The organism is Actinophytocola gossypii, from assembly GCF_025165815.1.
GTDB lineage: Bacteria > Actinomycetota > Actinomycetes > Mycobacteriales > Pseudonocardiaceae > Actinophytocola > Actinophytocola gossypii.
Map to the genome: position 1 here is coordinate 308233 of NZ_JAFFZE010000006.1, position 20294 is coordinate 328526.

General features: G+C 71.3%; 20 protein-coding genes. 13 read left to right on the forward strand and 7 right to left on the reverse strand.

Going from position 1 to position 20294, the window contains the following annotated elements; all coding sequences use genetic code 11:
* The first annotated feature begins 47 nt into the window (after nt 1-47).
* The 4 genes from JT362_RS06075 to JT362_RS06090 are packed head-to-tail and all read left to right on the forward strand — an operon-like array spanning nt 48 to nt 3236.
* Complete coding sequence (locus JT362_RS06075; RefSeq protein ID WP_260190020.1) at nt 48-782, forward strand: SRPBCC family protein; 735 nt, start codon at nt 48-50, stop codon at nt 780-782.
* A 24-nt stretch (nt 783-806) separates the two neighbouring features.
* Nucleotides 807-1946: a CapA family protein gene (locus JT362_RS06080; protein WP_260190021.1), complete on the forward strand. Its 1140-nt coding sequence runs from the start codon at nt 807-809 to the stop codon at nt 1944-1946.
* Nucleotides 1947-1971: 25 nt separating this feature from the next.
* On the forward strand, nt 1972-2781 hold the full coding sequence (locus JT362_RS06085; protein WP_260190022.1) for a serine hydrolase domain-containing protein: 810 nt from the start codon (nt 1972-1974) through the stop codon (nt 2779-2781).
* A gap of 17 nt (nt 2782-2798) precedes the next feature.
* The gene (locus JT362_RS06090; RefSeq protein ID WP_260190023.1) at nt 2799-3236 is read left to right on the forward strand and encodes a PPOX class F420-dependent oxidoreductase; all 438 of its coding nucleotides are present in this window, start codon (nt 2799-2801) and stop codon (nt 3234-3236) included.
* Nucleotides 3237-3287: 51 nt separating this feature from the next.
* Here the strand turns inward: JT362_RS06090 and JT362_RS06095 are convergent, their stop codons facing one another.
* Nucleotides 3288-4952 carry a DNA repair helicase XPB gene (locus JT362_RS06095; protein WP_260190024.1) on the reverse strand — a complete coding sequence of 555 codons (1665 nt, stop codon included), beginning with the start codon at nt 4950-4952 and terminating at the stop codon, nt 3288-3290.
* A gap of 100 nt (nt 4953-5052) precedes the next feature.
* Between JT362_RS06095 and JT362_RS06100 the strand changes: the two genes are divergently transcribed.
* The 4 genes from JT362_RS06100 to JT362_RS06115 are packed head-to-tail and all read left to right on the forward strand — an operon-like array spanning nt 5053 to nt 9238.
* The gene (locus JT362_RS06100; RefSeq protein WP_260190025.1) at nt 5053-6120 is read left to right on the forward strand and encodes an LppU/SCO3897 family protein; all 1068 of its coding nucleotides are present in this window, start codon (nt 5053-5055) and stop codon (nt 6118-6120) included.
* A gap of 34 nt (nt 6121-6154) precedes the next feature.
* Nucleotides 6155-7372: an acyl-CoA dehydrogenase family protein gene (locus tag JT362_RS06105; RefSeq protein ID WP_260190026.1), complete on the forward strand. Its 1218-nt coding sequence runs from the start codon at nt 6155-6157 to the stop codon at nt 7370-7372.
* Nucleotides 7373-7416: 44 nt separating this feature from the next.
* Nucleotides 7417-9021 (forward strand): benzoylformate decarboxylase, encoded by a 1605-nt coding sequence (gene mdlC, locus JT362_RS06110; protein WP_260190027.1) that lies wholly within the window; start codon nt 7417-7419, stop codon nt 9019-9021.
* Between the two features lie 49 nt (nt 9022-9070).
* A complete protein-coding gene (locus tag JT362_RS06115; RefSeq protein WP_260190028.1) occupies nt 9071-9238 on the forward strand; it encodes a hypothetical protein in 168 nt (55 codons plus the stop codon).
* Between the two features lie 48 nt (nt 9239-9286).
* Here JT362_RS06115 and JT362_RS06120 read toward each other — a convergent pair whose 3' ends face one another.
* From JT362_RS06120 to JT362_RS06140, 5 genes are all read right to left on the reverse strand, one after another.
* Nucleotides 9287-9472 carry a hypothetical protein gene (locus JT362_RS06120; protein ID WP_260190029.1) on the reverse strand — a complete coding sequence of 62 codons (186 nt, stop codon included), beginning with the start codon at nt 9470-9472 and terminating at the stop codon, nt 9287-9289.
* Between the two features lie 105 nt (nt 9473-9577).
* Entirely contained in the window at nt 9578-10462 is an 885-nt protein-coding gene (locus tag JT362_RS06125; protein WP_260190030.1) for an ABC transporter ATP-binding protein, read from the reverse strand.
* A gap of 3 nt (nt 10463-10465) precedes the next feature.
* Entirely contained in the window at nt 10466-11287 is an 822-nt protein-coding gene (locus JT362_RS06130) for an ABC transporter permease (protein ID WP_260190031.1), read from the reverse strand.
* Nucleotides 11284-12057 carry an ABC transporter permease gene (locus tag JT362_RS06135; RefSeq protein ID WP_260190032.1) on the reverse strand — a complete coding sequence of 258 codons (774 nt, stop codon included), beginning with the start codon at nt 12055-12057 and terminating at the stop codon, nt 11284-11286. The genes JT362_RS06130 and JT362_RS06135 overlap by 4 nt, the downstream gene beginning before the upstream one ends.
* A gap of 4 nt (nt 12058-12061) precedes the next feature.
* Nucleotides 12062-13117: an ABC transporter substrate-binding protein gene (locus tag JT362_RS06140; protein WP_260190033.1), complete on the reverse strand. Its 1056-nt coding sequence runs from the start codon at nt 13115-13117 to the stop codon at nt 12062-12064.
* Nucleotides 13118-13765: 648 nt separating this feature from the next.
* On the opposite strand from JT362_RS06140, the gene JT362_RS06145 reads away from it, so the two are divergent.
* From JT362_RS06145 to JT362_RS06160, 4 genes are all read left to right on the forward strand, one after another.
* The gene (locus tag JT362_RS06145; RefSeq protein ID WP_260190034.1) at nt 13766-16858 is read left to right on the forward strand and encodes a sensor histidine kinase; all 3093 of its coding nucleotides are present in this window, start codon (nt 13766-13768) and stop codon (nt 16856-16858) included.
* Nucleotides 16855-17280, forward strand: a complete 426-nt coding sequence (locus JT362_RS06150) for a roadblock/LC7 domain-containing protein (RefSeq protein ID WP_260190035.1) — start codon at nt 16855-16857, stop codon at nt 17278-17280. The genes JT362_RS06145 and JT362_RS06150 overlap by 4 nt, the downstream gene beginning before the upstream one ends.
* Nucleotides 17281-17398: 118 nt before the next feature.
* Nucleotides 17399-18025, forward strand: a complete 627-nt coding sequence (locus JT362_RS06155; RefSeq protein ID WP_260190036.1) for a DUF742 domain-containing protein — start codon at nt 17399-17401, stop codon at nt 18023-18025.
* Nucleotides 18006-18614, forward strand: a complete 609-nt coding sequence (locus JT362_RS06160) for a GTP-binding protein (RefSeq protein ID WP_260190037.1) — start codon at nt 18006-18008, stop codon at nt 18612-18614. Before JT362_RS06155 ends, JT362_RS06160 begins: the two co-directional genes overlap by 20 nt.
* Before the next feature lie 30 nt (nt 18615-18644).
* On the opposite strand, the gene JT362_RS06165 is transcribed toward JT362_RS06160, so the two are convergent.
* Nucleotides 18645-18929, reverse strand: coding sequence for a hypothetical protein (locus tag JT362_RS06165; RefSeq protein ID WP_260190038.1), 285 nt, complete (start codon nt 18927-18929; stop codon nt 18645-18647).
* Nucleotides 18930-19018: 89 nt separating this feature from the next.
* On the opposite strand from JT362_RS06165, the gene JT362_RS06170 reads away from it, so the two are divergent.
* Nucleotides 19019-20293, forward strand: coding sequence for an aspartate aminotransferase family protein (locus JT362_RS06170; protein ID WP_260190039.1), 1275 nt, complete (start codon nt 19019-19021; stop codon nt 20291-20293).
* The last annotated feature ends 1 nt before the right edge of the window (nt 20294 follow it).

Below are 20294 nucleotides of genomic sequence, written 5' to 3' on the forward strand. Positions count from 1 at the left end.
CGCTGAGCGTCCCGAAGGTCACCTTCAGGGCTTTCGAGGGAGGCAGCGTGAAGCTCGAGCACTCGTTCTCGGTGCCGGCCGACGTGGAGACCGTGTGGGCGGCGGTGCTCGACCCGGAGCGGGTGGCGCCGTGCATGCCGGGTGCCACCCTGAGCGAGGTCGACGGGGACACCTTCAAGGGCGCGGTGAAGGTCAAGGTCGGCCCGATCTCGTTGCAGTACAAGGGCTCCGGCGAGTTCCTGGAGAAGGACGACGCGGCGAGGCGGCTGGTGATCAAGGCGTCCGGCAAGGACACCCGCGGCAACGGCACCGCCTCGGCCACGGTCACCGTGACACTGCGCCCCGACGGCGGCGGCACAGCGGGCACGGTCGACACGGACCTCTCGATCACCGGGAAGCCGGCCCAGTTCGGCCGAGGGCTGATCGCCGAGGTCGGCGGCAAGATCCTGGACTCGTTCGCCACCTGCCTGGCGACCAAGCTCGCCCCCGCGGGCGAACCACCGAAGCTGGCCGCCGTCCCCGACACCGTCGTGGACCCCGCCGACCGCGCCGAAGCCGTCGCGACCGGCGCGAAGGCAGGCGCCGCCACGGCGAAGGCCGACCCGACCACCGAGCCCCGACCGCGCCTGGCCGCCGTGACCACCCCACCGGACAAACCGGAGTCCGAGCCGATCGACCTGCTCTCCTACGCCGGCCCGTCGGTGCTCAAGAGGGTGGTGCCGCTGGTCGCCGCCGCGCTCGCCGTCGTGGCCGTCGTGGCCCGGCGCCGCCGCAAGGGTTGAAACCTCGCCCGGGCGACCGCCAGGATGTCGCGGGTGCGCCGGACCAAGGCCGCCCTGTGCGGAGTCGCCCTGCTCGTCGCCGGTTGCTCGGGCGGTTCGGAGGGCAGCCCGCCGGAGCACGTTCCGCCGCTGCCTCCCGGCGAGACCCCGGCCGCGCCGAGCGAGCCGGGGGAGTTCACCGTGCTCGCCACCGGTGACGTGCTGATCCACCCCGCCCTCACCGAGCAGGCGATCGCCGACGGCGGCGGCGACCGCGACTTCACCGACCTGTTCGCCGGCGTCGCCCCGGCCGTCCAGGACGCCGACCTGGCGATCTGCCACCTGGAGGTCCCGCTCGCCGGTCCCGAGGGCCCGTTCGAGGGCTACCCGCTGTTCCACGCGCCGCCGGAGGTCGCGACCGCGCTCGCCGAGACCGGCTACGACACCTGCACCACCGCGTCCAACCACACCTTCGACCACGGCGCCGGCGGCGTGCGCACCACGCTCGACGCCCTCGACGGAGCCGGCATCGGCCACACCGGCTCCGCCCGCACCGAGGCCGAGGCCGCCGAACCGCTGATCACCGAGGTGAACGGCGTTCGGGTCGGCCAGGTGTCGTTCACGTTCGCGTTCAACCAGGGCACCGAGGAGCCAGAGGAGTGGATGTCCAACGAGCTGGACGCCGACGCCGTGCTCGCCGCCGCCCGCGCCACCAAGGAGGCCGGCGCCGACGTGGTCGTCGCGAGCCTGCACTGGGGTGTGGAGGACCAGCACGAACCCACCGCCGAGCAGGAGCGGTTGGCCGACCTGCTGCTCGCCGACCCGGCCGTCGACCTGATCGTCGGCCACCACGCGCACGTGGTGCAGCCGTTCGACAAGGTGCACGGCAAGTGGGTCGCCTACGGCCTTGGCAACCAGGTCGCCCGGCACGAGGAGCCGAGGGGCACCACCGAGGAGGGCGTGATGGCCCGCTTCCGGTTCACCAGGACCGCCGACGGCTGGGCCGTCGAGACGGCCGAGTACCTGCCCACCCTGGTCGACCTGGGCCCGCCGATCCGCCTCACCGACCTCACCGAGCCCAACGACGTCGACCCGGCCCGGGCGACCGAGGCACTGAACCGCACCGACGAGGTGGTCGGCTCCCTGGGCGCGCCCCAGGACGGCCTGACCCGCCCCGGCGGCTGAGATACGCGTGGGTAACGTCAGTGGTATGCGAAGTGTGCGCGCGGTGGCCGACTGGCCGGTGGAGAACGTGGCCGCGGCGGTGGTCGGCGTGGACGGCTCGGTGCTGGCCGCGCACGGGCCGATGGCGCGGGAGTTCAAGCTGGCGTCGGTGACCAAGCCGTTGACCGCGTACGCGACCCTGATCGCGGTCGAGGAGGGTGCCGTCGAGTGGGACCAGCCGGCCGGCCCGAGCGGATCGACGGTGCGGCACCTGATCGCCCACACGTCGGGCCTGGCGTTCGACGAGCACAAGGTGATGGCCGAGCCGGGGACCAGGCGGATGTACTCGAACTCCGGCTTCGAGGTGCTGGCCGACACGGTGCACGAGGCGTCCGGCATCCCGTTCGCCGAGTACCTCACCGAGGCCGTCCTGGAGCCGCTGGGCATGACGTCGTCCCGCCTCGCCGGTACGGCCGGCGCCGGTGCCGTGTCCACCTGCGAGGACCTGGCCCGCTTCGCCGCCGAGTTGCAGGCCCCGACCCTGGTGTCCGAGCAAACCATGGCCGAGGCCACCGCCGTGGCGTTCCCCGGCCTGTCCGGCGTGCTGCCCGGCTACGGCTTCCAGAAGGAGAACGACTGGGGCCTGGGCTTCGAGCTGCGTGACCACAAGAGTCCACACTGGACCGGAAAGCACAGCTCGCCGAGGACGTTCGGCCACTTCGGCCAGTCCGGCACGTTCCTGTGGGTCGACCCCGAGGCCCGCGCCGCGTGCGTGGTCCTCACCGATCGCCCCTTCGGCCAGTGGGCCATCGACACCTGGCCCGGTTTCACCGACGAGGTGCTGTCCGAACTCTGACCGGGCACGATGGGCGTATGCATGTGATGGACCGCGCCGAGTGGCTGGCGTTCGCGAACGAAGGCACCAGGACCGGCAAACTGGCCACGGTCCGTCCCGACGGGTCCCCGCACGTGGCCCCGGTGTGGTTCCTGATCGACGAAGCGGACGACGGTGACGAGGTCGTCTTCACCACGCACGCGGAGACGGTCAAGGGCAGGGCGCTGCGCCGGGACCCGAGGTTCGCGCTGTGCGTGGACCACGAGGAGCCGCCGTACTCGTTCCTCGTCGTGCACGCGGAGGCCCGCCTGTCCGAGGACCTGGCCGAGATGCTGGTGTGGGCCACCCGCCTTGGCGCCCGCTACATGGGCCACGACCGGGCCGAGGAGTACGGCCGCCGCAACGCCGTCCCCGGCGAACTCCTCGTCCGCGCCCGCATCACCAAGGTCGTAGCCCAGGCCGCCCTCGCCGGCTGACCACCGGAGGGCGTCCCGTGCGAGCGCGCGGGATGTGTGGGCGCTCGGTGGCTAGCCGGTGATCTCCGGGAGGGCGGGGCCGAGGAAGTCGTCGGCGTCGCGGATGGTGTAGGCGTAGCCCTGTTCGGCCAGGAAGCGTTGGCGGTGGGCGGCGTAGTCGGAGTCCAGGGTGTCGCGGGACACGACCGAGTAGAAGTGCGCCTGGCGGCCGTCCTCCTTGGGGCGCAACAGCCTGCCCAGGCGCTGGGCCTCCTCCTGCCGTGACCCGAACGTGCCGGACACCTGCACGGCCACCGTCGCCTCCGGCAGGTCGATCGAGAAGTTCGCCACCTTCGACACCACGAGCACCCGCAGGTTCCCGCGCCGGAACTCCTCGAACAGGCGCTCGCGCTCGGCGTTGCGGGTCGAGCCCTGGATCACCGGGGCGTCCAGGGCCTCGCCCAGTTCCTCCAGCTGGTCCAGGTACGCGCCGATCACCAGGGTCGGCTCGTCGGGGTGCTTGGCCAGGATGCTCCGCACCACCGGCAGCTTCGTCTCCGCCGTCGAGCACAGGCGGTACCGCTCTTCCGGCTCGGCCGTCGCGTACGTCAGGCGCTCGCTGTCGGTCATGGTCACGCGGACCTCGACGCACTCCGCGGGTGCGATCCAGCCCTGCGCCTCGATGTCCCGCCACGGCACGTCGTACCGCTTCGGGCCGATCAGGGAGAACACGTCGCCCTCGCGGCCGTCCTCGCGGACCAGGGTCGCGGTCAGGCCCAGGCGCCTGCGGGACTGGAGGTCGGCGGTCATCCGGAACACCGGCGCGGGCAGCAGGTGCACCTCGTCGTAGACGACCAGACCCCAGTCGCGGGAGTCGAACAGGTCCAGGTGCTTGTACTCGCCCTTCGAGCGCCTGGTCATCACCTGGTACGTCGCGATCGTGACCGGGCGGATCTCCTTGCGCTCGCCGGAGTACTCGCCGATCTCGTCCTCGGTCAGCGACGTCCTGGCGACCAGCTCGCGCTTCCACTGGCGGCCGGCGACCGTGTTGGTCACCAGGATCAGGGTGGTGGCCTCGGCCTTCGCCATCGCGGCGGCGCCTACCAGGGTCTTGCCGGCGCCGCAGGGGAGTACGACCACGCCGGATCCGCCGGCCCAGAACGTGTCGGCGGCCTGCCGCTGGTAGTCGCGCAGTGCCCAGCCGTCCTCGTGCAGGGTGATCGGGTGGTGCTCGCCGTCGACGTAGCCGGCCAGGTCCTCCGCCGGCCAGCCCACCTTGAGGAGCAGCTGCTTGAGGCGGCCGCGCTCACTGGGGTGCACGATCACCGTGTCGTCGTCGATCCGTTCGCCCAGCATCGGGGCGATCTTCTTGTGCCGGAGCACCTCCTCCAGCACGGCACGGTCGATGGTGGACATGGTCAGGCCGTGCGCGGGGTGGTTCTGCAGCTGCAGCCGGCCGAACCGGCCCATGGTGTCCACGATGTCGATCAGCAGCGGCTGCGGCACCGGATAGCGGGAGAACCGGGTGAGGGCGTCCACCACCTGCTCGGCGTCGTGCCCGGCGGCGCGTGCGTTCCACAGCGCCAGCGGCGTGACCCGGTAGGTGTGCACGTGTTCCGGCGCGCGCTCGAGCTCGGCGAACGGCGCCACGGCCATCCGGGCGTCGTCCGCGCTGGGGTGGTCGACCTCGAGCAGCAGCGTCTTGTCGGACTGCACGATCAACGGGCCGTCGGTCACGTCTGCCTTTCCTCTCACGCTAGATTGCCGGGCGGCACACCCTGCCTCCGCGGGCAGCAACCACCACCATACGTCCGGCCGTTGTCGACGCGAGGTGCACATGAACACGCCCAACCAGCCGCCACCCGGCCCGTACCGCCCACCGGGGGGCCAACGTCCGCACGGCCCGCCGCCCGGTCACCCCTACGGCCCACCTCCCGGCCACCGCCCCGACGGCCCCGCCCGTCCCGGCCCGGGCGGCTACCCGCCACCGCAGGGCCGACCGCCCCAAGGCCCGCCACCACCAGGCCGACCGCCGCAGGGCCAGCCACCACAGGGCCGACCGCCTCAGGCGCGACCGCCGCAGGGGCAGCCGCCGCAGGGCCGACCGCCCCAGGGTCGACCACCGCAGGGGCAGCCGCCGCAGGGCCGGCCACCCCAGAGCCCGCCGCCCGGGGGTCGACCGCCGCAAGGTCCGCCGCCCCCGACCCCGCCCGGCGGCCACCCCTACGGCACCCCACCACCCGACCGCCGCGGCTACGGCACCCCGCCGCCCCCACCGCCCTCCCGGGCACACCAGGCGACCTCCTTCGCCGAGCCCGTCGACCTCCACCCCGAACCCGGCCGCGACCCGGACGACTACGACAACCCCTACGACCACCCCCACGACGACGGCGACCAACGCCGGGCCGACAACAAGAGCAAGCTCATCAAGGTCGTCTCGCTCGTCGTGGTTCTCCTCGTCGTCGTCGGCGTCGCGCTGTGGCTGCAGGGCTCGTCCCCGTCCTCGGCCGAGGTCGGCGACTGCATCAAGATCAACGACGTGGCCGACGCCGACATCGAGACCGTGGACTGCGCCAGCCCGGACGCGCTCTACAAGGTCGCCGTCACCCAGGAGGACGACGGCGCGCAGTGCCCCAGCCCCTCCTACCTGGCCTACACCGAGTCCGGCCGCAACGAGCTGCTGCTCTGCCTGTCGCTCAACGCCAGGACCGGCGACTGCGTCAAGCTCGCCGAGAACACCTACGAGAAGGTCGACTGCTCCGCGCCGGACGTCACCTTCAAGGTGTCGAAGGTCGTCGAGGGCAAAGAGGCCCCAGAGGAGTGCGGCGACGCCGCCGACAACGCACTGGTCTACCCGGAGCCGCCGACCACCATCTGCCGGGTGCCGCCGGACGCAACGACCTGACGATCACCGGTCTGGGGTGAGGTAGCTTGACCGAGTGATCCGCTGCCTCACCCCGCGTCAGCAGGAGCTCGTCGACCTCGCCGGACGACTCGCCGACTCCTTCGCCGAGCGGGCCGCCGGGCACGACCGGGACAACACGTTCCCGGTGGAGAACTACGACGACCTGCGCGCCGCCGGCTTCCTCCGGCTGACCGTGCCCACCGAACTCGGCGGCCAGGGCGCGTCGCTGGACGAGCTGCTCCCGGTGCTCGACCGGCTCGCCATGGGCGACGGCGCGACCGCGCTCGCCTACGCCATCCACGTCTCGCCGCTCGGCCAGTGGGCGAGCGTCTGGCGGCACACGAGGAACCCCCGCCTGGCCGACCTGCTGCGCCAGGCGGGCGAGGACAAGCTGGTCTGGGCGTCCATCACCAGCGAGCCCGGCATGCGCAACGACCTCACCGACGCGCGCACCACCGCGGTCAAGGTCGACGGCGGCTTCCGGCTCACCGGCCGCAAGGCCTACGCCACCAACTCGTCGGTCGCCACGCACTGCTCGACCAGCGCGCGCTGGGAGGACGCCGAGGGCGGCCCGCGCGTGCTGCTGTGCCGGATCGCGCTGGACGCGCCCGGGGTCACCATTCACCGGACGTGGGACACCATGGGCATGCGCGGCACGCGGAGTGACGACGTGGAGTACGCGGACGTGTTCGTCGCCGACGAGGACGTGGTGCACTCGCTGCCGGTCGGGCACCTGGACGCGCGGGTGCTGGAGACCGTCTGGTCGTGGGCGATGGGCGCGTTCGCCGCCGTCTACACGGGGATCGCGGCCGGCGCGCTCGACTGGACCACCCGCCAGCTCACCGGCCGGGGCAAGGGCGAGGACCCGCTGGTGCAGGACACCGTCGGCGAGTGCGAGATCCTGGTGGAGACGTGCCGGGCGCTCTACCAGCGGCACGCGGCCGAGGTGTCGTCGCGGCGGCTGTTCGACCTCGGCGTGCAGGAGGGCATCGCCCGCTGCGCGCTGGTGAAGTACGTGGCCAGCAACAACGCGCCGCTCGTGCTGCGCAGGCTGGTCGACGTGCTTGGCGGCGCCAGCTACGCCCGCGCGCTCCCGTTCGAACGCATGTGGCGCGACGCCCAGGCGGGCACCTTCATGCCGATGAGCAACCCGGCCGCCCGCAAGATCATCGGCGCGAGCGCGCTCGGGGTGCGCACCGCCCCGGTCATCGACTTCGACGAAACCGGCCACGACTCGAGGGCGAAAGCATGAGCACCGTGCGCGAGAGCGACGAGCACGTGAGGAGGGAAGACGGCGTGTCAGCGACTGAGCGAAGCGAACCGTTCGACACCGTTCGTGACGTCACCAGGGATCTGCTGCGGTCGCTTGGGCTGACCACGATCTTCGGCAACCCCGGCACCACCGAGATCGGGTTCCTGACCGACTTCCCGAACGACTTCCGGTACGTGCTCGGCCTGCAGGAGTCGGTCGCGGTCGCGATGGCCGACGGGTACGCGCACGCCGCCGGCCGCGCCGTGCTGGTCAACCTGCACTCGGCGGGCGGCGTCGGGCACGGGCTCGGGCACGTGTTCACCGCGTACCGCAACAACACGCCGATGATCGTGCTCGCCGGCCAGCAGGTCCGCTCGCTGATGCCGAGCGAGCCGTTCCTCGGCGCCACCGACGCCACCACCTTCCCCCGCCCCTACGTGAAGTGGGCCGTCGAACCGGCGCGCCCGCAGGACGTGCCGGCCGCCATCGCGCACGCGCACCGGGTCGCCACCCAGCCGCCGTACGGGCCGGTGTTCGTCTCCGTCCCGGCCGACGACTGGGACGCGCCGTGCGACCCGCTGCCCGAGCGCCCGGCGATCCCCGGCTTCGGGCCCGATCCGGACGCGCTCGCCGGTCTGGTCGCCGCGCTCGACGCGGCCTCGGCACCCGCGCTGGTCGCCGGGCCGGGCGTGGACGCCGAGGGCGCGATCGACGACCTGGTCGCCCTCGCCGAGCGGACCAGGGCCGCGGTCTGGGCGAGCCCGATGAACTGGCGCAGCTCCTTCCCGGAGGACCACCCGCTGTTCGCCGGGTTCCTGCCGCCGGAGGAGCGCGGCACCGCCGAGACGCTGCGCGCGCACGACCTGGTCGTGGTGCTCGGCGCGCCGGCGTTCCTGTTCCACGTCTTCCGCGGCCACACCGACCTGCCGCTGCCGCCGTTGTACCTGGTCAGCGATGACGAGCAGGTGCTGGCGCGGGCCCGCGAGGGCACCGCCGTCCGGTCCGGGGTGCGGGCCGCGATCCGCGCGGTCACCGCCGCGACCTCCGAGCCGGCGCGCGAGACCCCGGCCGGCCGCGTCCGCAGGCCCCGGCCGCCGGAGACCACGCCGCCACGGGTCGAGTGGGTGTTCTCGATGCTGGCCGACGAGCTCGCCGAGGACACCCTGCTGGTCGAGGAGATCCCCAGCCACCTGCTGGTGCGCCGGGAGTACCTGCCGGTGCGGGCCCGGCGCGCCGGCCTGCTCAGCACCGGCGGGGGCGCGCTCGGCTACGGGCTGCCGGCCGCCGTCGGCGCCGCGATCGGGGCGCCGGACCGCAAGGTCGTCGCGGTGCTCGGCGACGGGTCGAGCATGTACTCGATCCAGGGCCTGTGGACCGCGGCGCGCGAGCAGCTCCCGGTGACGTTCGTGGTGCTGGACAACGGGCTGTACGCGGCCGTGGACATCCTGGCCGGCCCGGAGAACGCCAAGATGCCCGGCGTCGAGCTCGGCGGCATCGACTTCGTCGCGGTGGCCGGGGGCATGGGGCTGCGGACGCACCGGGTCACCTGCCCGGAGGAGCTGAAGCCGGCCCTCACCGCCGCGCTGGCCGACGACCGCCCCACCCTGGTGCACGTCACCGTCGACCCGAACCCGACGGTCCTATACTGAGAACCCGATGAGCCAACCGATCCGGACCGTGTGCCACGGGTGCCGGCAGATGACCCAGTTCCGTGACGACTCCGGATCCATCCGCCCGATGATCCTCCCCGGCAACGGGACGGTCTGGGCCGAGCGAGCGCCCGGCGGCATGGTCGAACAACCCTGCCCCGTCTGCGGGGACAGCGACGACCCCGGCTGGGTCGAGGGCTTCGTACTCCCGGTCTGAAAGCACGAAGGCTCCCTCCACCGTGGTGAAGGGAGCCTTCGTGAGCACTCAACGCTGCTGGAAGCGGTCCTTGGCCTCCTGCGCCATGTCGGTCGCCCGGTCCCGCAGGTCGCCGCTCTGGTTGCCCTCGTCGCCCTGCTGGTCGCCCTGCTCGTCGCGCCGCTGGCCCATCCGCTGCTTGGCCTCGTCGGCGACCTGCTCGGCCTGCTCCTTGGTCTTGTCGAACATGTTCACGGCCGTCTCCTCCCGTGTCGGTTCGGATGAGCGGGGTGGTGCCCCGCCCCTCCGACCGGGAAACCGCCCGGCGCCCGACGCCACTCGAAGGAGTGAAAGCCCAGGTCAGGTCGCCGTCTTCTGGTGCGCCTCCTCGCGCTCGGCGGCCAGGAAGCGCTCCGCGGCCAGCTCGTCGCTCGACGAGGCGGACGCGGCAGCCGGGGCGGGCTCGGCCGGGGCGGGCTGCCGGTCGTGCAGCAGCCGCGCGATCTCGGTGCGCAGCTCGACGAAGGTCGACGAGCCCCGGGTGGAGATCTGGTCGCGGTCGGCCGGCAGGTCGACCTTCAGGTCCGCCACGATCGACGCCGGCGACTTCGACAGCACCAGCACCCGGTCGCCCAGGTACACGCTCTCGTCGATGTCGTGGGTGACCAGCAGCACCGTGCTGCCGTGGTCGCGGCGCACCCGCAGCAGCAGGTCCTCCAGGTCGGCCCTGGTCTGCGCGTCCACCGACGCGAACGGCTCGTCCATCAGCAGCAGCGCGGGCCGGGTGGCCAGCGCGCGGGCGATCGACACCCGCTGCTGCATGCCGCCGGACAGCTGCCACGGGTACTTGTTCGCCGCGTCGGACAGCCCGACCCAGCCCAGTGCCTCCTGCGCCCTGGCGCGCCGCTCCGCCCGGCTCCCGACCCGGGTGCGCAGCGGGAACTCGACGTTGCCGCGCACCGACAGCCACGGGAACAGCGACCGGCTGTAGTCCTGGAACACCACCGCCAGGTCGTCCGGCACGCCGACCACGCGGTCGCCGTGCAGGGACACCTCACCCGCGCTCGGCTTGATCAGGCCGGCGATGCAGCGCAGCAGCGTCGACTTGCCACAGCCGGACGGGCCGACGATGCAGGCCAGCTCGTCCTTGGCGACGGTGAACGCCAGGTCCTCCACCGCCACGTGGGCGTCCGGGCCCGCACCGTAGCGGTGCGCGAGGCCACGGACCTCCAACATGGTCGACATCGATCATCCTCCTGCTTTCGCGGTCTGCTTGGAGTTCGCCGCGCCGGAACGGGTCGGCTGCCAGCGCAGTGCCCGCCGCTCGACGGCGAGCAGCGCGAGGTTGAAGACGTACCCGATGATGCCCAGCAGGACGATCCACGCCCACATGCTGGTCAGGTCGAACTGGCGTTGGGCACTGCGCAGTGCGTGGCCGATGCCGGAGGTGGTACCCACCATCTCGGACACGACCATGAGGATCACCGCGATCGCCAGGCTCAGTCGAAGGCCGGCGAAGATCTTCGGCAGCGCGGCCGGCAGCACCACCATCGTCACCCACTGGGTGCGGGGGATGCGGAACGAGCGCGCCGTGTCGGTCTTCACCGCGTCCACCGAGCGTACGCCGTCGACGGTGTTCATCAGTACCGGCCAGATGCACGCGAACACGATGAGTGCGAGCTTCATCCCGGTCTCGATGCCGAACAGCACGATGAACACCGGCAGCAGCGCGGGGGAGGGCAGCGCCCGGAAGAACGCGAACAGCGGCCCCACGTAGTCCATCGCGGTGCGCGAACGGCCGAGCGCGGTGCCGAGCGCGACGCCGAGCACGACCGACAGCAACCAGCCGCCGACGACCCGTCCCAGGCTGGGCAGGATGTCCTCGGTGACGCTCTCGGCGATGGCGACGTTGCCGTCGCCGTCGGTGAACCACAGCGTCCAGCCCTGCTGCACGATCTGCCACGGCGTCGGGAAGTAGACGTCCTGGGCGGCCGAGGTGATCAGCTGCCAGGCGATCACGACGACGACGAACACCGCCCAGCGCTGCGCGAATCCGGCGACGCGGCTCATGTCAGTGCCTCCGCCCGGGTGGTGTCGCTCCAGCGGAACATCCGGTTGCCGGCCCGTTCGAGGCCCTCGTTGACCAGGTAGCCGACGAAGCCGATGACGACGGTGCCGGCGAGCACCTCGTCCATTCCGCCGATGGCGATGTACTCGTCGATGATGAACGCGCCGACGCCGATCTGGCTGCCGGCCAGGTACTCGGTGGAGACCGTGACGATCAGCGCGATCGCCGCGGACAGCCGCAGGCCGGTGTAGGCGAACGGTGCCACGTGCGGCAGCGCCACGGTGGCGAGCACCCTGGCCCGGCTGTTGCCGAACGACCGCGCGGTGTCCAGCAGCAGCGGGTCGATGTCGTCGAGCGCGTAGATGATGTTGAACAGGATCGGCCACACCGACGCGTAGAACGCCAGCGTGATCTTGGCGTCGGGCCCCGATCCGATGGTGAGGATGATCAGGGGGATCAGCGCCACCGGCGGGATCGGCCGGAGGAACTCGATCAGTACCCGGGTCGACGAGCGCAGCCAGGGCAGGCTGCCGAGCAGCAGACCGGCGGGCACGGCGACCGCGATCGAGATGCCCAGCGCGATGAGCCAGGCCAGCATGGTCGCGATCACGTCGCGGATGAAGGACTCCTGGCCGAGCAGCCCGACCAGCGTCCCGGCCACCTCGGACGGCGGTGGCAGAGAGGTCGGGTCGACCAGGCCGACCCGACCGACTCCCTCCCAGATCAGGAAGAAGCCGGCCAGGCCGATCAGGTTGCGGTAGACAGGGCGCAAGAGGTCAGGACTCCGACTCGAGCGGTGCCGTCGGCACGATCATCGTGGACACGTCCAACTTCTCGTTGATGACGCCGAACTCCAACATCAGGTCCGGCACCCGCTGCAGCCGCGACTCGTCCAGCTTCGACTGGAAGGTCAGCAGCGTCGCCATCTTGGCGGTCTCCTCGTCCACGCCGGCGAACTCCACCAGCAGCGGCTCGACCAGGCCGCGGTCGCTCAGCGCCAGGTCGGTGGCCCGCTGCATCGCGCGCTGGAAGGCGTCGATGGTGTTCGGGTTCTCCTCGACGAACTGGCCGGTCGAGCCGTAGCCCGCGGTCGGCATGTCCGCGGTCGGGCCGACCGCGGTGTCGAAGATCGGCGCGGCGCCGGCGCGCTTCTCGGTGTCCTGGATGAACGGCTCGGTGGCGAACGCCGCGTCCACGGCGCCCGACGAGAGGACCTCGGCCGTCTGCGGGAACGGCGTCTCGATCCACTGGATGCTCTTGATCTGCTCCTCGTTGAAGCCGTTGGACTTCAGCGCGGACTTGACGAGCAGGTCGGAGATGGTGTTCTCGGCGGTGACCGCGACCTTGGCCCCCTCCATGTCCTCGATGCGCTTGACCTTCGAGTTGGATGTCGCCACGACCACGCAGCTGTTCGGTCCGGCGGAGGAGGCGTCCGCGACCAGCTTGATGCCGCCCTTGTCCTGCGCCAACTTCTGGGCTTCCATGAGGAAGAACGGGGTGTAGCTGGAGTAGGCGATGTCGACGTCGCCGCCCATGAGCATGTTCAGCGAGTCCTGGCCGCTCGGCGCGTCGACGGGCGTGACGTTGAGCCCCTCGTCCTCGAAGAAGCCCTCCTGCATCGCCAGGTGGAACGGCGCGAGGTCGGTCGGCTTCATGATCGAGATCGTGAGGTCGGTCGTCTCCAGGTTGCCGTTACCACCCGAGGGTGTCTCGGACTCATCGTCCGAACCGCCGAGCAGACCGCAGCTGGACAGCGTCGTGACCAGCGTCAACGCCGTTGCGACCAAGGGAAGCCGGGAGCGCAGGCCGCGCCCGGGACTGACATTGGGCATTTGGAGCCTCTCCTCTGTGGGTGAGGTGGTGAAAGCTGATTGTGGTGGTGCCCCGTACACCAGGTCGCCACTCTAGAGACCTCTGTCCTCGGGTCACAATCAGTGCCCGGGTTCTCCCGTCCAGGTGATGACCATCGGCGAAACGCGTGGTGACGCCCTTGTTCCCGCTGCGCGGCGTGCCGGTTACTTGCCCACCACGTGCCGACCTGGGGATGGGGCGATGACGCACGGGGAGACCTTCGTCACCCGATCGTGATCTCTGAAGAGCTAAACCGATGAAGAAAAATCGTTGCCTGGGTGTGACTTTTCAGACCCTGATGTGTGACCATCCGTCCGGAGGGCTTACATCGAGAGGTAGACTCCGCTACCTTCTGTGGCCAACAGTGAGGTAGAAGTCCGTCGAAGCGGTGAAGGAGCGCGCCCAGATGTACGTGCGCGTGCTTCCCGGTGGTGGGAGCCGGGGAGTAGAGCAGCAGGGGTGCGCCACCGCTGGGGGCGCGCGATGGGTCGGGGTCTGTCGCACTGGGGTACTTGTCCGTTCGAGCTGGCGGGCTACCGGCTTGACAACCAGGGAGAGTGCTGGGAGTGCCCGACCACACTTCTGACGTCCCACCCCGCTCAGGCAACGCGACCGTCTATGGTGCCGCCGTGCCCGAGCAGAACCCAGACCGGAAACCGGGTGCCGGTCGTCCACCGGCCGGTCCCAAGGCGATGAAGGGCGGCTCCCGCTTCCGCATGCGGAACTGGCGCCTGCGCACCAAGGTCATCGCCGTCATCGTGGTGCCGACCCTGACCGCGCTCGCGCTCGGCGGCCTGCGCGCCGCCGACGACCTGAGTCGTGCCGGCGAGTTCCAGCAGACGGTCAGCCAGGTCGACCTCGCCAGGAACGTGACCAAGGTCGTGCACGAGCTCCAGAAGGAGCGCACCCTCATGGTCGCCTGGGTGGCCGGCGAGGAGGGCGGCCCGCGCACCGAGCTCGACACGCAGATCGACCTGGTGAACGGGGCGGTCGCCGCGTCGCAGCAGACGGCGAGCGACCTGGACATCGACGACGAGACCGCGAAGAACCGGTACAACATCGGTCTGCAGCGGCTGTCCGCGCTCCCGGCCATCCGCACCACCGTCGAGGAGAGCAACTACCCGGCCGCCGCCGCGTTCGTCACCTACACCCAGGTGCTCGACGCGGTCGTCCGCCTCGGCCGGGAGATCAACAGCGCGGTCACCGACCGGGACCTGCTGCGCGACGGCACGGTCGTCCAGGCGGTCTCCGAGGCCAAGGAGAGCATCTCCCAGGAGAACGCGATCCTGCAGATCGCGGCCGCGGACAACCGGTTCACCGGCGACATGCTGCAGCGCCTGCGGGACGCGCAGGCCTCCTACATCGGCTCGCTCGCCGACTTCCGCGCCAACGCCTCGCTCGACCAGCTGCAGCTGTACAACGACACGGTCAGCGGCGCGGAGGTCGACCTCCGCGAGCGGATCAAGGCCGTGGCCATCACCGCCGCCGAGGAGGGGACCGGTCGGGAGAACCCGCCTCCGCTGAACATCGACGGCCCGGACCTGACCAACAACGGCAACGCCACCATCGAGCGGATGCGCACGGTCGAGACCGAGCTGCTCGACCAGCTGCGCTCGGACGCCACCGTGCTGGCCGACGCGGCCACCACCTCGGCGTGGCAGGAGGCGGCGATCGTGCTGGTCGCCCTGCTGCTCGCGATCGGCCTGATGGCGATCGTCACCCGGTCGCTGCTGAACCCGCTGCGGGTGCTGCGCCGCGAGGCGCTCGAGGTCGCCAACCGTAGGCTGCCCGCCTCGGTGCAGCGAATCCTGGCCGACCCGGACCCCGCCGAGGCCGCCAAGCACGCGGTCGAGCCGGTGCCGGTGTTCACCAAGGAGGAGACCGGCCAGCTGGCCCGCTCGTTCGACGCGGTCCAGGAGCAGGCGGTCCTGATGGCGACCGAACAGGCCCTCCTGCGCGACAACATCAACTCGATCTTCGTCAACCTGTCCCGCCGGTCCCAGGCGCTGGTCGAACGCCAGCTGTCCCTGATCGACCGGCTGGAGCAGGACGAGCAGGACCCGGACCAGCTGGCCAGCCTGTTCGAGCTCGACCACCTCGCCACCCGGATGCGGCGGAACTCGGAAAGCCTGCTGGTGCTCTCCGGCACCGGCCTGTCCCGCCAGCTCAACCGGCCGGTCCCGGCGTCCGAGGTCGTCGGCGCCGCGGTGTCCGAGGTCGAGCACTACGCCCGGGTCGAGGTGGCCTCGGCGCCCGACGTCGCGGTCCAGGGCCGTGCGGTCTCCGACCTCGTGCACGTCATCGCCGAGCTGCTGGACAACGCGACCTTCTTCTCCGAGCCGGAGAAGAAGGTCATCGTCCGGATGGCCATGACCCGCAAGCGGGAGCTCGCCGTCCAGATCACCGACCAGGGCGTCGGCATGTCCGAGGACGAGATCGCGGCGGCCAACGCGCGCCTCGCCGACCCGCCGGACCTGGACGTCGCGGTGACCAGGCGAATGGGTCTGTACGTGGTCGCCCGGCTGGCCAAGCGGCACAACATCGTGGTGCGGCTGCGGGACAACGAGGACATCGAGGGCGGCCTGATCGCCCGGATCAACGTCCCGGCCGACCTGGTGCAGCCGGTCGGCGCGGCACCGAGGTCGATGTCGGCCACCTCGACGACGTCCTCGCTGCAGGCCGCGGCCATGGACTCGGCGAACGGCCTCGGGGCGAGCATGCCCAACGTGCCGAACACGCCGGCCCCGGTCCGCAACAGCGGCATCGCCGGCGCGTTCACCGGCGGCATGCCGAGGCTGCGGCCGGACGGCAGCACCGGCGACCCGGCGAGCTCGTTGGGCGCCGAGACCAGCCAGGACCGCACGCCGGAGCAGGTCGCGGGCTACCCCGCCTACTCGCCCGGCTACGGCGCCGACCAGAACGGGTCCGTGCCGGCCAACGGTACCGACCCGCACGGTCACCAGGCCGACCAGGGTGACGACCGGGGTGACGCCGACGAGCAGACCACGACCCTGTTCGGCAACCCGATGCCCGACCCCGGCCCACCTCGGCAGGACGAGGCCGACTACCCGCCACTCGGGGCCGGCCGCGCCGCCGATGAGGTCGACCACAACGTGGACGCGCCGACCGAGCGCCTGCCGATCTACGAGGCCGTGCTGTCCCAGTGGTTCGAGGCGGCGGACACCGGCTCGCACCAGCGGCAGCCGGCCGAGGGGGAGCAGGCCGGGCACGCGGCCACGAACGGGGCGGCCAACGGCAACGGCACCAACGGCACGCACGCCACCCACGCCGCGAACGGCACCGGGGCGAACGGCACCCACGGTTCGACGCCGCCCGCCGAGCCGCAGCACGCCGCCCAGCCGGCGCCCCAGCCGCAGGCCGAGGCGGAGACCACGGCCTGGACCTCGCCCGGTGACGAGGGCTGGCAGGCCGCCCAGGCGCTGCTCGACAAGCCGGCGGAGGAAACGAAGACCACGGCTGGTCTGCCCAAACGGGTGCCCAAGGCGCACCTGGTGCCCGGCTCGGCCCAGCCGCGCCAGACGGCACAGCCCACCGAGGAGCAGTCGGCCCCGCCGCTGCCGCCGCGCACGGCCGACGCCGTCCGTGGTCGAATGTCAAGCTTCCAGCAGGGTGTGCGGCGTGGGCGGCACGCACTCATCGAGGCATACGCTGGTGACCAGTCCGGTCCCGAGGTCAGCCGTCAAGACGAGGAGCAGGAGTGACGACCGCGTCAACAAACCAGCCCGGTAGCTTCGGGTGGCTCATCACAGATTTCGTCCGTCAAGTGCCCGGGGTGGCGCACGCCGTCGTGGTGTCGGCTGACGGGCTGCTGCTCGCCGGCTCCCAGGGCCTGCCCCGCGACCGCGCCGAGCAACTCTCGGCGGTGTCCTCCGGCCTGGTCAGCCTGACCCAGGGCGCCGCGAGGTGCTTCGAGGCGGGTGGGGTGAACCAGACCGTGGTCGAGATGGACCGCGGGTACCTGTTCCTCATGTCGATCTCGGACGGCTCGTGCCTCGCCGTGCTCGCCGCGCCGAACTGCGACATCGGGCTCGTCGCCTACGAGATGACGTTGCTGGTCGAGCGGGTCGGCCAGCAGATGACTCCGGAACTGCGTGCGCAGCTACAGGGCGCACAGCGAAGGTAATCGTGCTCACCGCGATGGCGCGGACTGACAGCGGAGGCTGGGCCCCATGCGACCGACTCGGGGACACCTGCAGCGTCGATTACCGCGCGCCGGAGAGTCAGAGCGGAGGCAGGTAGAGATGCCGGAGAAAGGTTGGGAGGACCTCCCCGAGCATGACGTCGGCGACGCGCCGAACAGGTTCGACGTCGACGGCTTCCGGGCCAGGCTCTTCGGGGGGCCCGGGGCCACGCTGTACGGTGACTCGGGGATTCCGGCGCAGTCCGCGTGGGACAGCAAGGAGATCCCCACCGTCGGCCCCAACGAGGACAGCGGCTACCAGAGTGGTTACCACACCGGTCCGCAGAGCGGGTTCCACAGCGGGGTGTTCAACAGCGGCGCGGACCTGCTCGGCGACTCGGGGCGCGACTCCGGCTCGTTGGTCCGGCCGTACACCAAGACGGGGGGCCGGACGCGGTCCAACTATGATCTTGCCATCGAGGCGCTGGTGTCGACCAGCGAGCGGGGGAAGGCCCCGGACGCGGCCGTGTTACCGGAACACAGGTCGATCTGTGGCCTGTGTCTCGACACCAGGTCGGTCGCGGAGGTGGCCGCACACCTGCGGCTCCCCCTCGGCGTGGCCAAGGTGCTGATCGGAGACATGGCAGGTATGGGGCTGGTCCTGATCCACCAGAGCGGCATGGTCGTTGGCGACCGGCCGTCGATCGAATTCATGGAAAGGGTGCTCAGTGGTCTCCGCAGGCTCTAGTCCCCTCAGCCCGCGTGGCGCGGCACCGCAGCCGACGACCTCGGCAAAGATCGTTGTCGCCGGCGGGTTCGGGGTCGGCAAGACGACCCTCGTCGGCTCGGTGTCGGAAATCGTCCCGCTCACCACGGAAGCGGTGATGACCGAGGCGAGCGTCGACGTCGACGATCTGACGAACACCCCGAACAAGGTCACCACGACGGTGGCGATGGACTTCGGGCGCGTGTCGCTGGACAGCGACCTGATCCTGTACCTGTTCGGTACGCCGGGTCAGCACCGGTTCTGGTTCATGTGGGACGACCTCGTGTACGGCGCCATCGGTGCCGTCGTGCTGGTCGACACCCGCCGGTTGGCGGACGCGTTCGCGTCGATCGACTTCTTCGAGGACCGGCAGCTGCCCTACGTGGTGGCGGTCAACTGCTTCGACCGGGTGCTGCACCACCGCATCGACGACGTGCGGGACGCGCTCACCGTCGACCAGTCGGTCCCGATCGTCACCTGCGACGCGCGCGACCGCGAGTCGACCAAGGAGACGCTGATCACGCTGGTCGAGCACGCGATGCACCAGCGGATGTCGGCCCGCGCGGGCTGAGCACGCTTCGCACGACGCGCCCTCGGCGGTTCAGCCGAGGGCGCGTCGCGCGTAGTAGGCCATCGACGAGGTCGCCTCGTCGGCCGCGGCCACGTCGTCCGCGGCGAGCGCGCGCAGCGCGTCCGCGGCCCGGCACACGCCCATCAGCGCGTCGAGCACCCGCTCGTTGTCGCCAGGCCGTTCGTCCGGTTTCGTACGCAGGTCGAGCCGCGCGAGCAGTTTCCGCACGCCCCCGTCGATGACGTCGGCGCGGTCGAGGAAGTCCGCCCGCATGAGCCGAAGCCGCTCGGGGGTGGCGTGCTCGTCACTGCTCATGGCGAAACGATGCCCCCGCTCCCTCGAGAACCGGTCGCGCGTGCGTCGAACCCATTGACATGTCACGACGGATCAATGAACATGTCAGCGTGAGCTTCCACACGTTGATCCGCTACGGCGGAGACTTCCTCGACGCGGTGATCGAGCGGGCCGACGGGGCGTGGCTGACCACCGTCGACGGCCGCCGGATCCTCGACTTCACCTCGGGTCAGATGTGCGCGACCCTCGGGCACAACCACCCGGCGATCGTGCGGGCCATCGACGAGGCCTGCCGGCGGGTACTGCACCTGCACAGCGGCATGGTCAGCCCGGACGTGCTGGAGCTGGCCGACGAGCTGGTGGCCCTGCTGCCGGAACCGTTGCGGCGGGCCATGTTCGTCAGCACCGGCGGCGAGTCCAACGAGGCGGCGCTGCGACTGGCGAAGCTCACCACCGGCGGGTTCGAGGTGGTGGCGTTCACCGGCTCCTGGCACGGCATGACCGCTGGCGCGTCGTCGAGCACCTACAGCGCGGGCCGGAAGAACTACGGCCCTGCGATGCCGGGGACCGCCGCGCTGCCCACGCCGAACTGCTACCGCTGCCCGATCCAGCACTGCCGCGACCGCTGCGACCTGACGTGCCTGGACGTCGGCATGTCCCTGGTGGACAGCCAGTCCGTGGGCGCCCAGGCCGCGGTGATCGTCGAGCCGATCCTGTCCAGCGGCGGCATCGTGCCGCTGCCCGACGGCTACCTCGCCCGCCTGCGCCAACTGGCCGGCGAGCGCGGCATGCTGCTGGTGATCGACGAGGCGCAGACCGCGTTCGGGCGCACCGGCGCGATGTTCGCCTTCGAGCGGCACGGCGTGGTGCCCGACGTGCTGACCGTCTCCAAGACCCTCGGCGGCGGTCTCCCGCTCGCCGCGACCGTCACCACCGAGGAACTGGAACAGGACGCCTACGAGAAGGGCTACCTGTACTTCACCTCGCACGTGTCCGACCCGCTGCCGGCGGCGGTCGGCCGCGCCGTACTGGCCACGATCGTCGCCGACGGCCTGCTGGAACGCAGCGCCGCCCTCGGCGAGCACCTGCGCGCGGGCCTGCTGGAACTGGCCGACCGGCACGAGGCCATCGGCGACGTACGCGGCGAGGGCCTGATGATCGGCGTCGAGCTGGTGGCCGACCGGGACACCCGCGAGCCCGCCGACAAGCTCGGCGTCGCGGTCACCACCCGCTGCCTGGAACTGGGGCTGAACGTCAACATCGTGAAGTTCCCGGGCCTCGGCAGCGTCCTCCGCATGGCGCCCCCGATGACCGCCACCACCGCCGAGCTGGACACCGGTCTGGAGATCCTGGACCGCGCCCTGACCGAGTGCACCGGACGGTAGC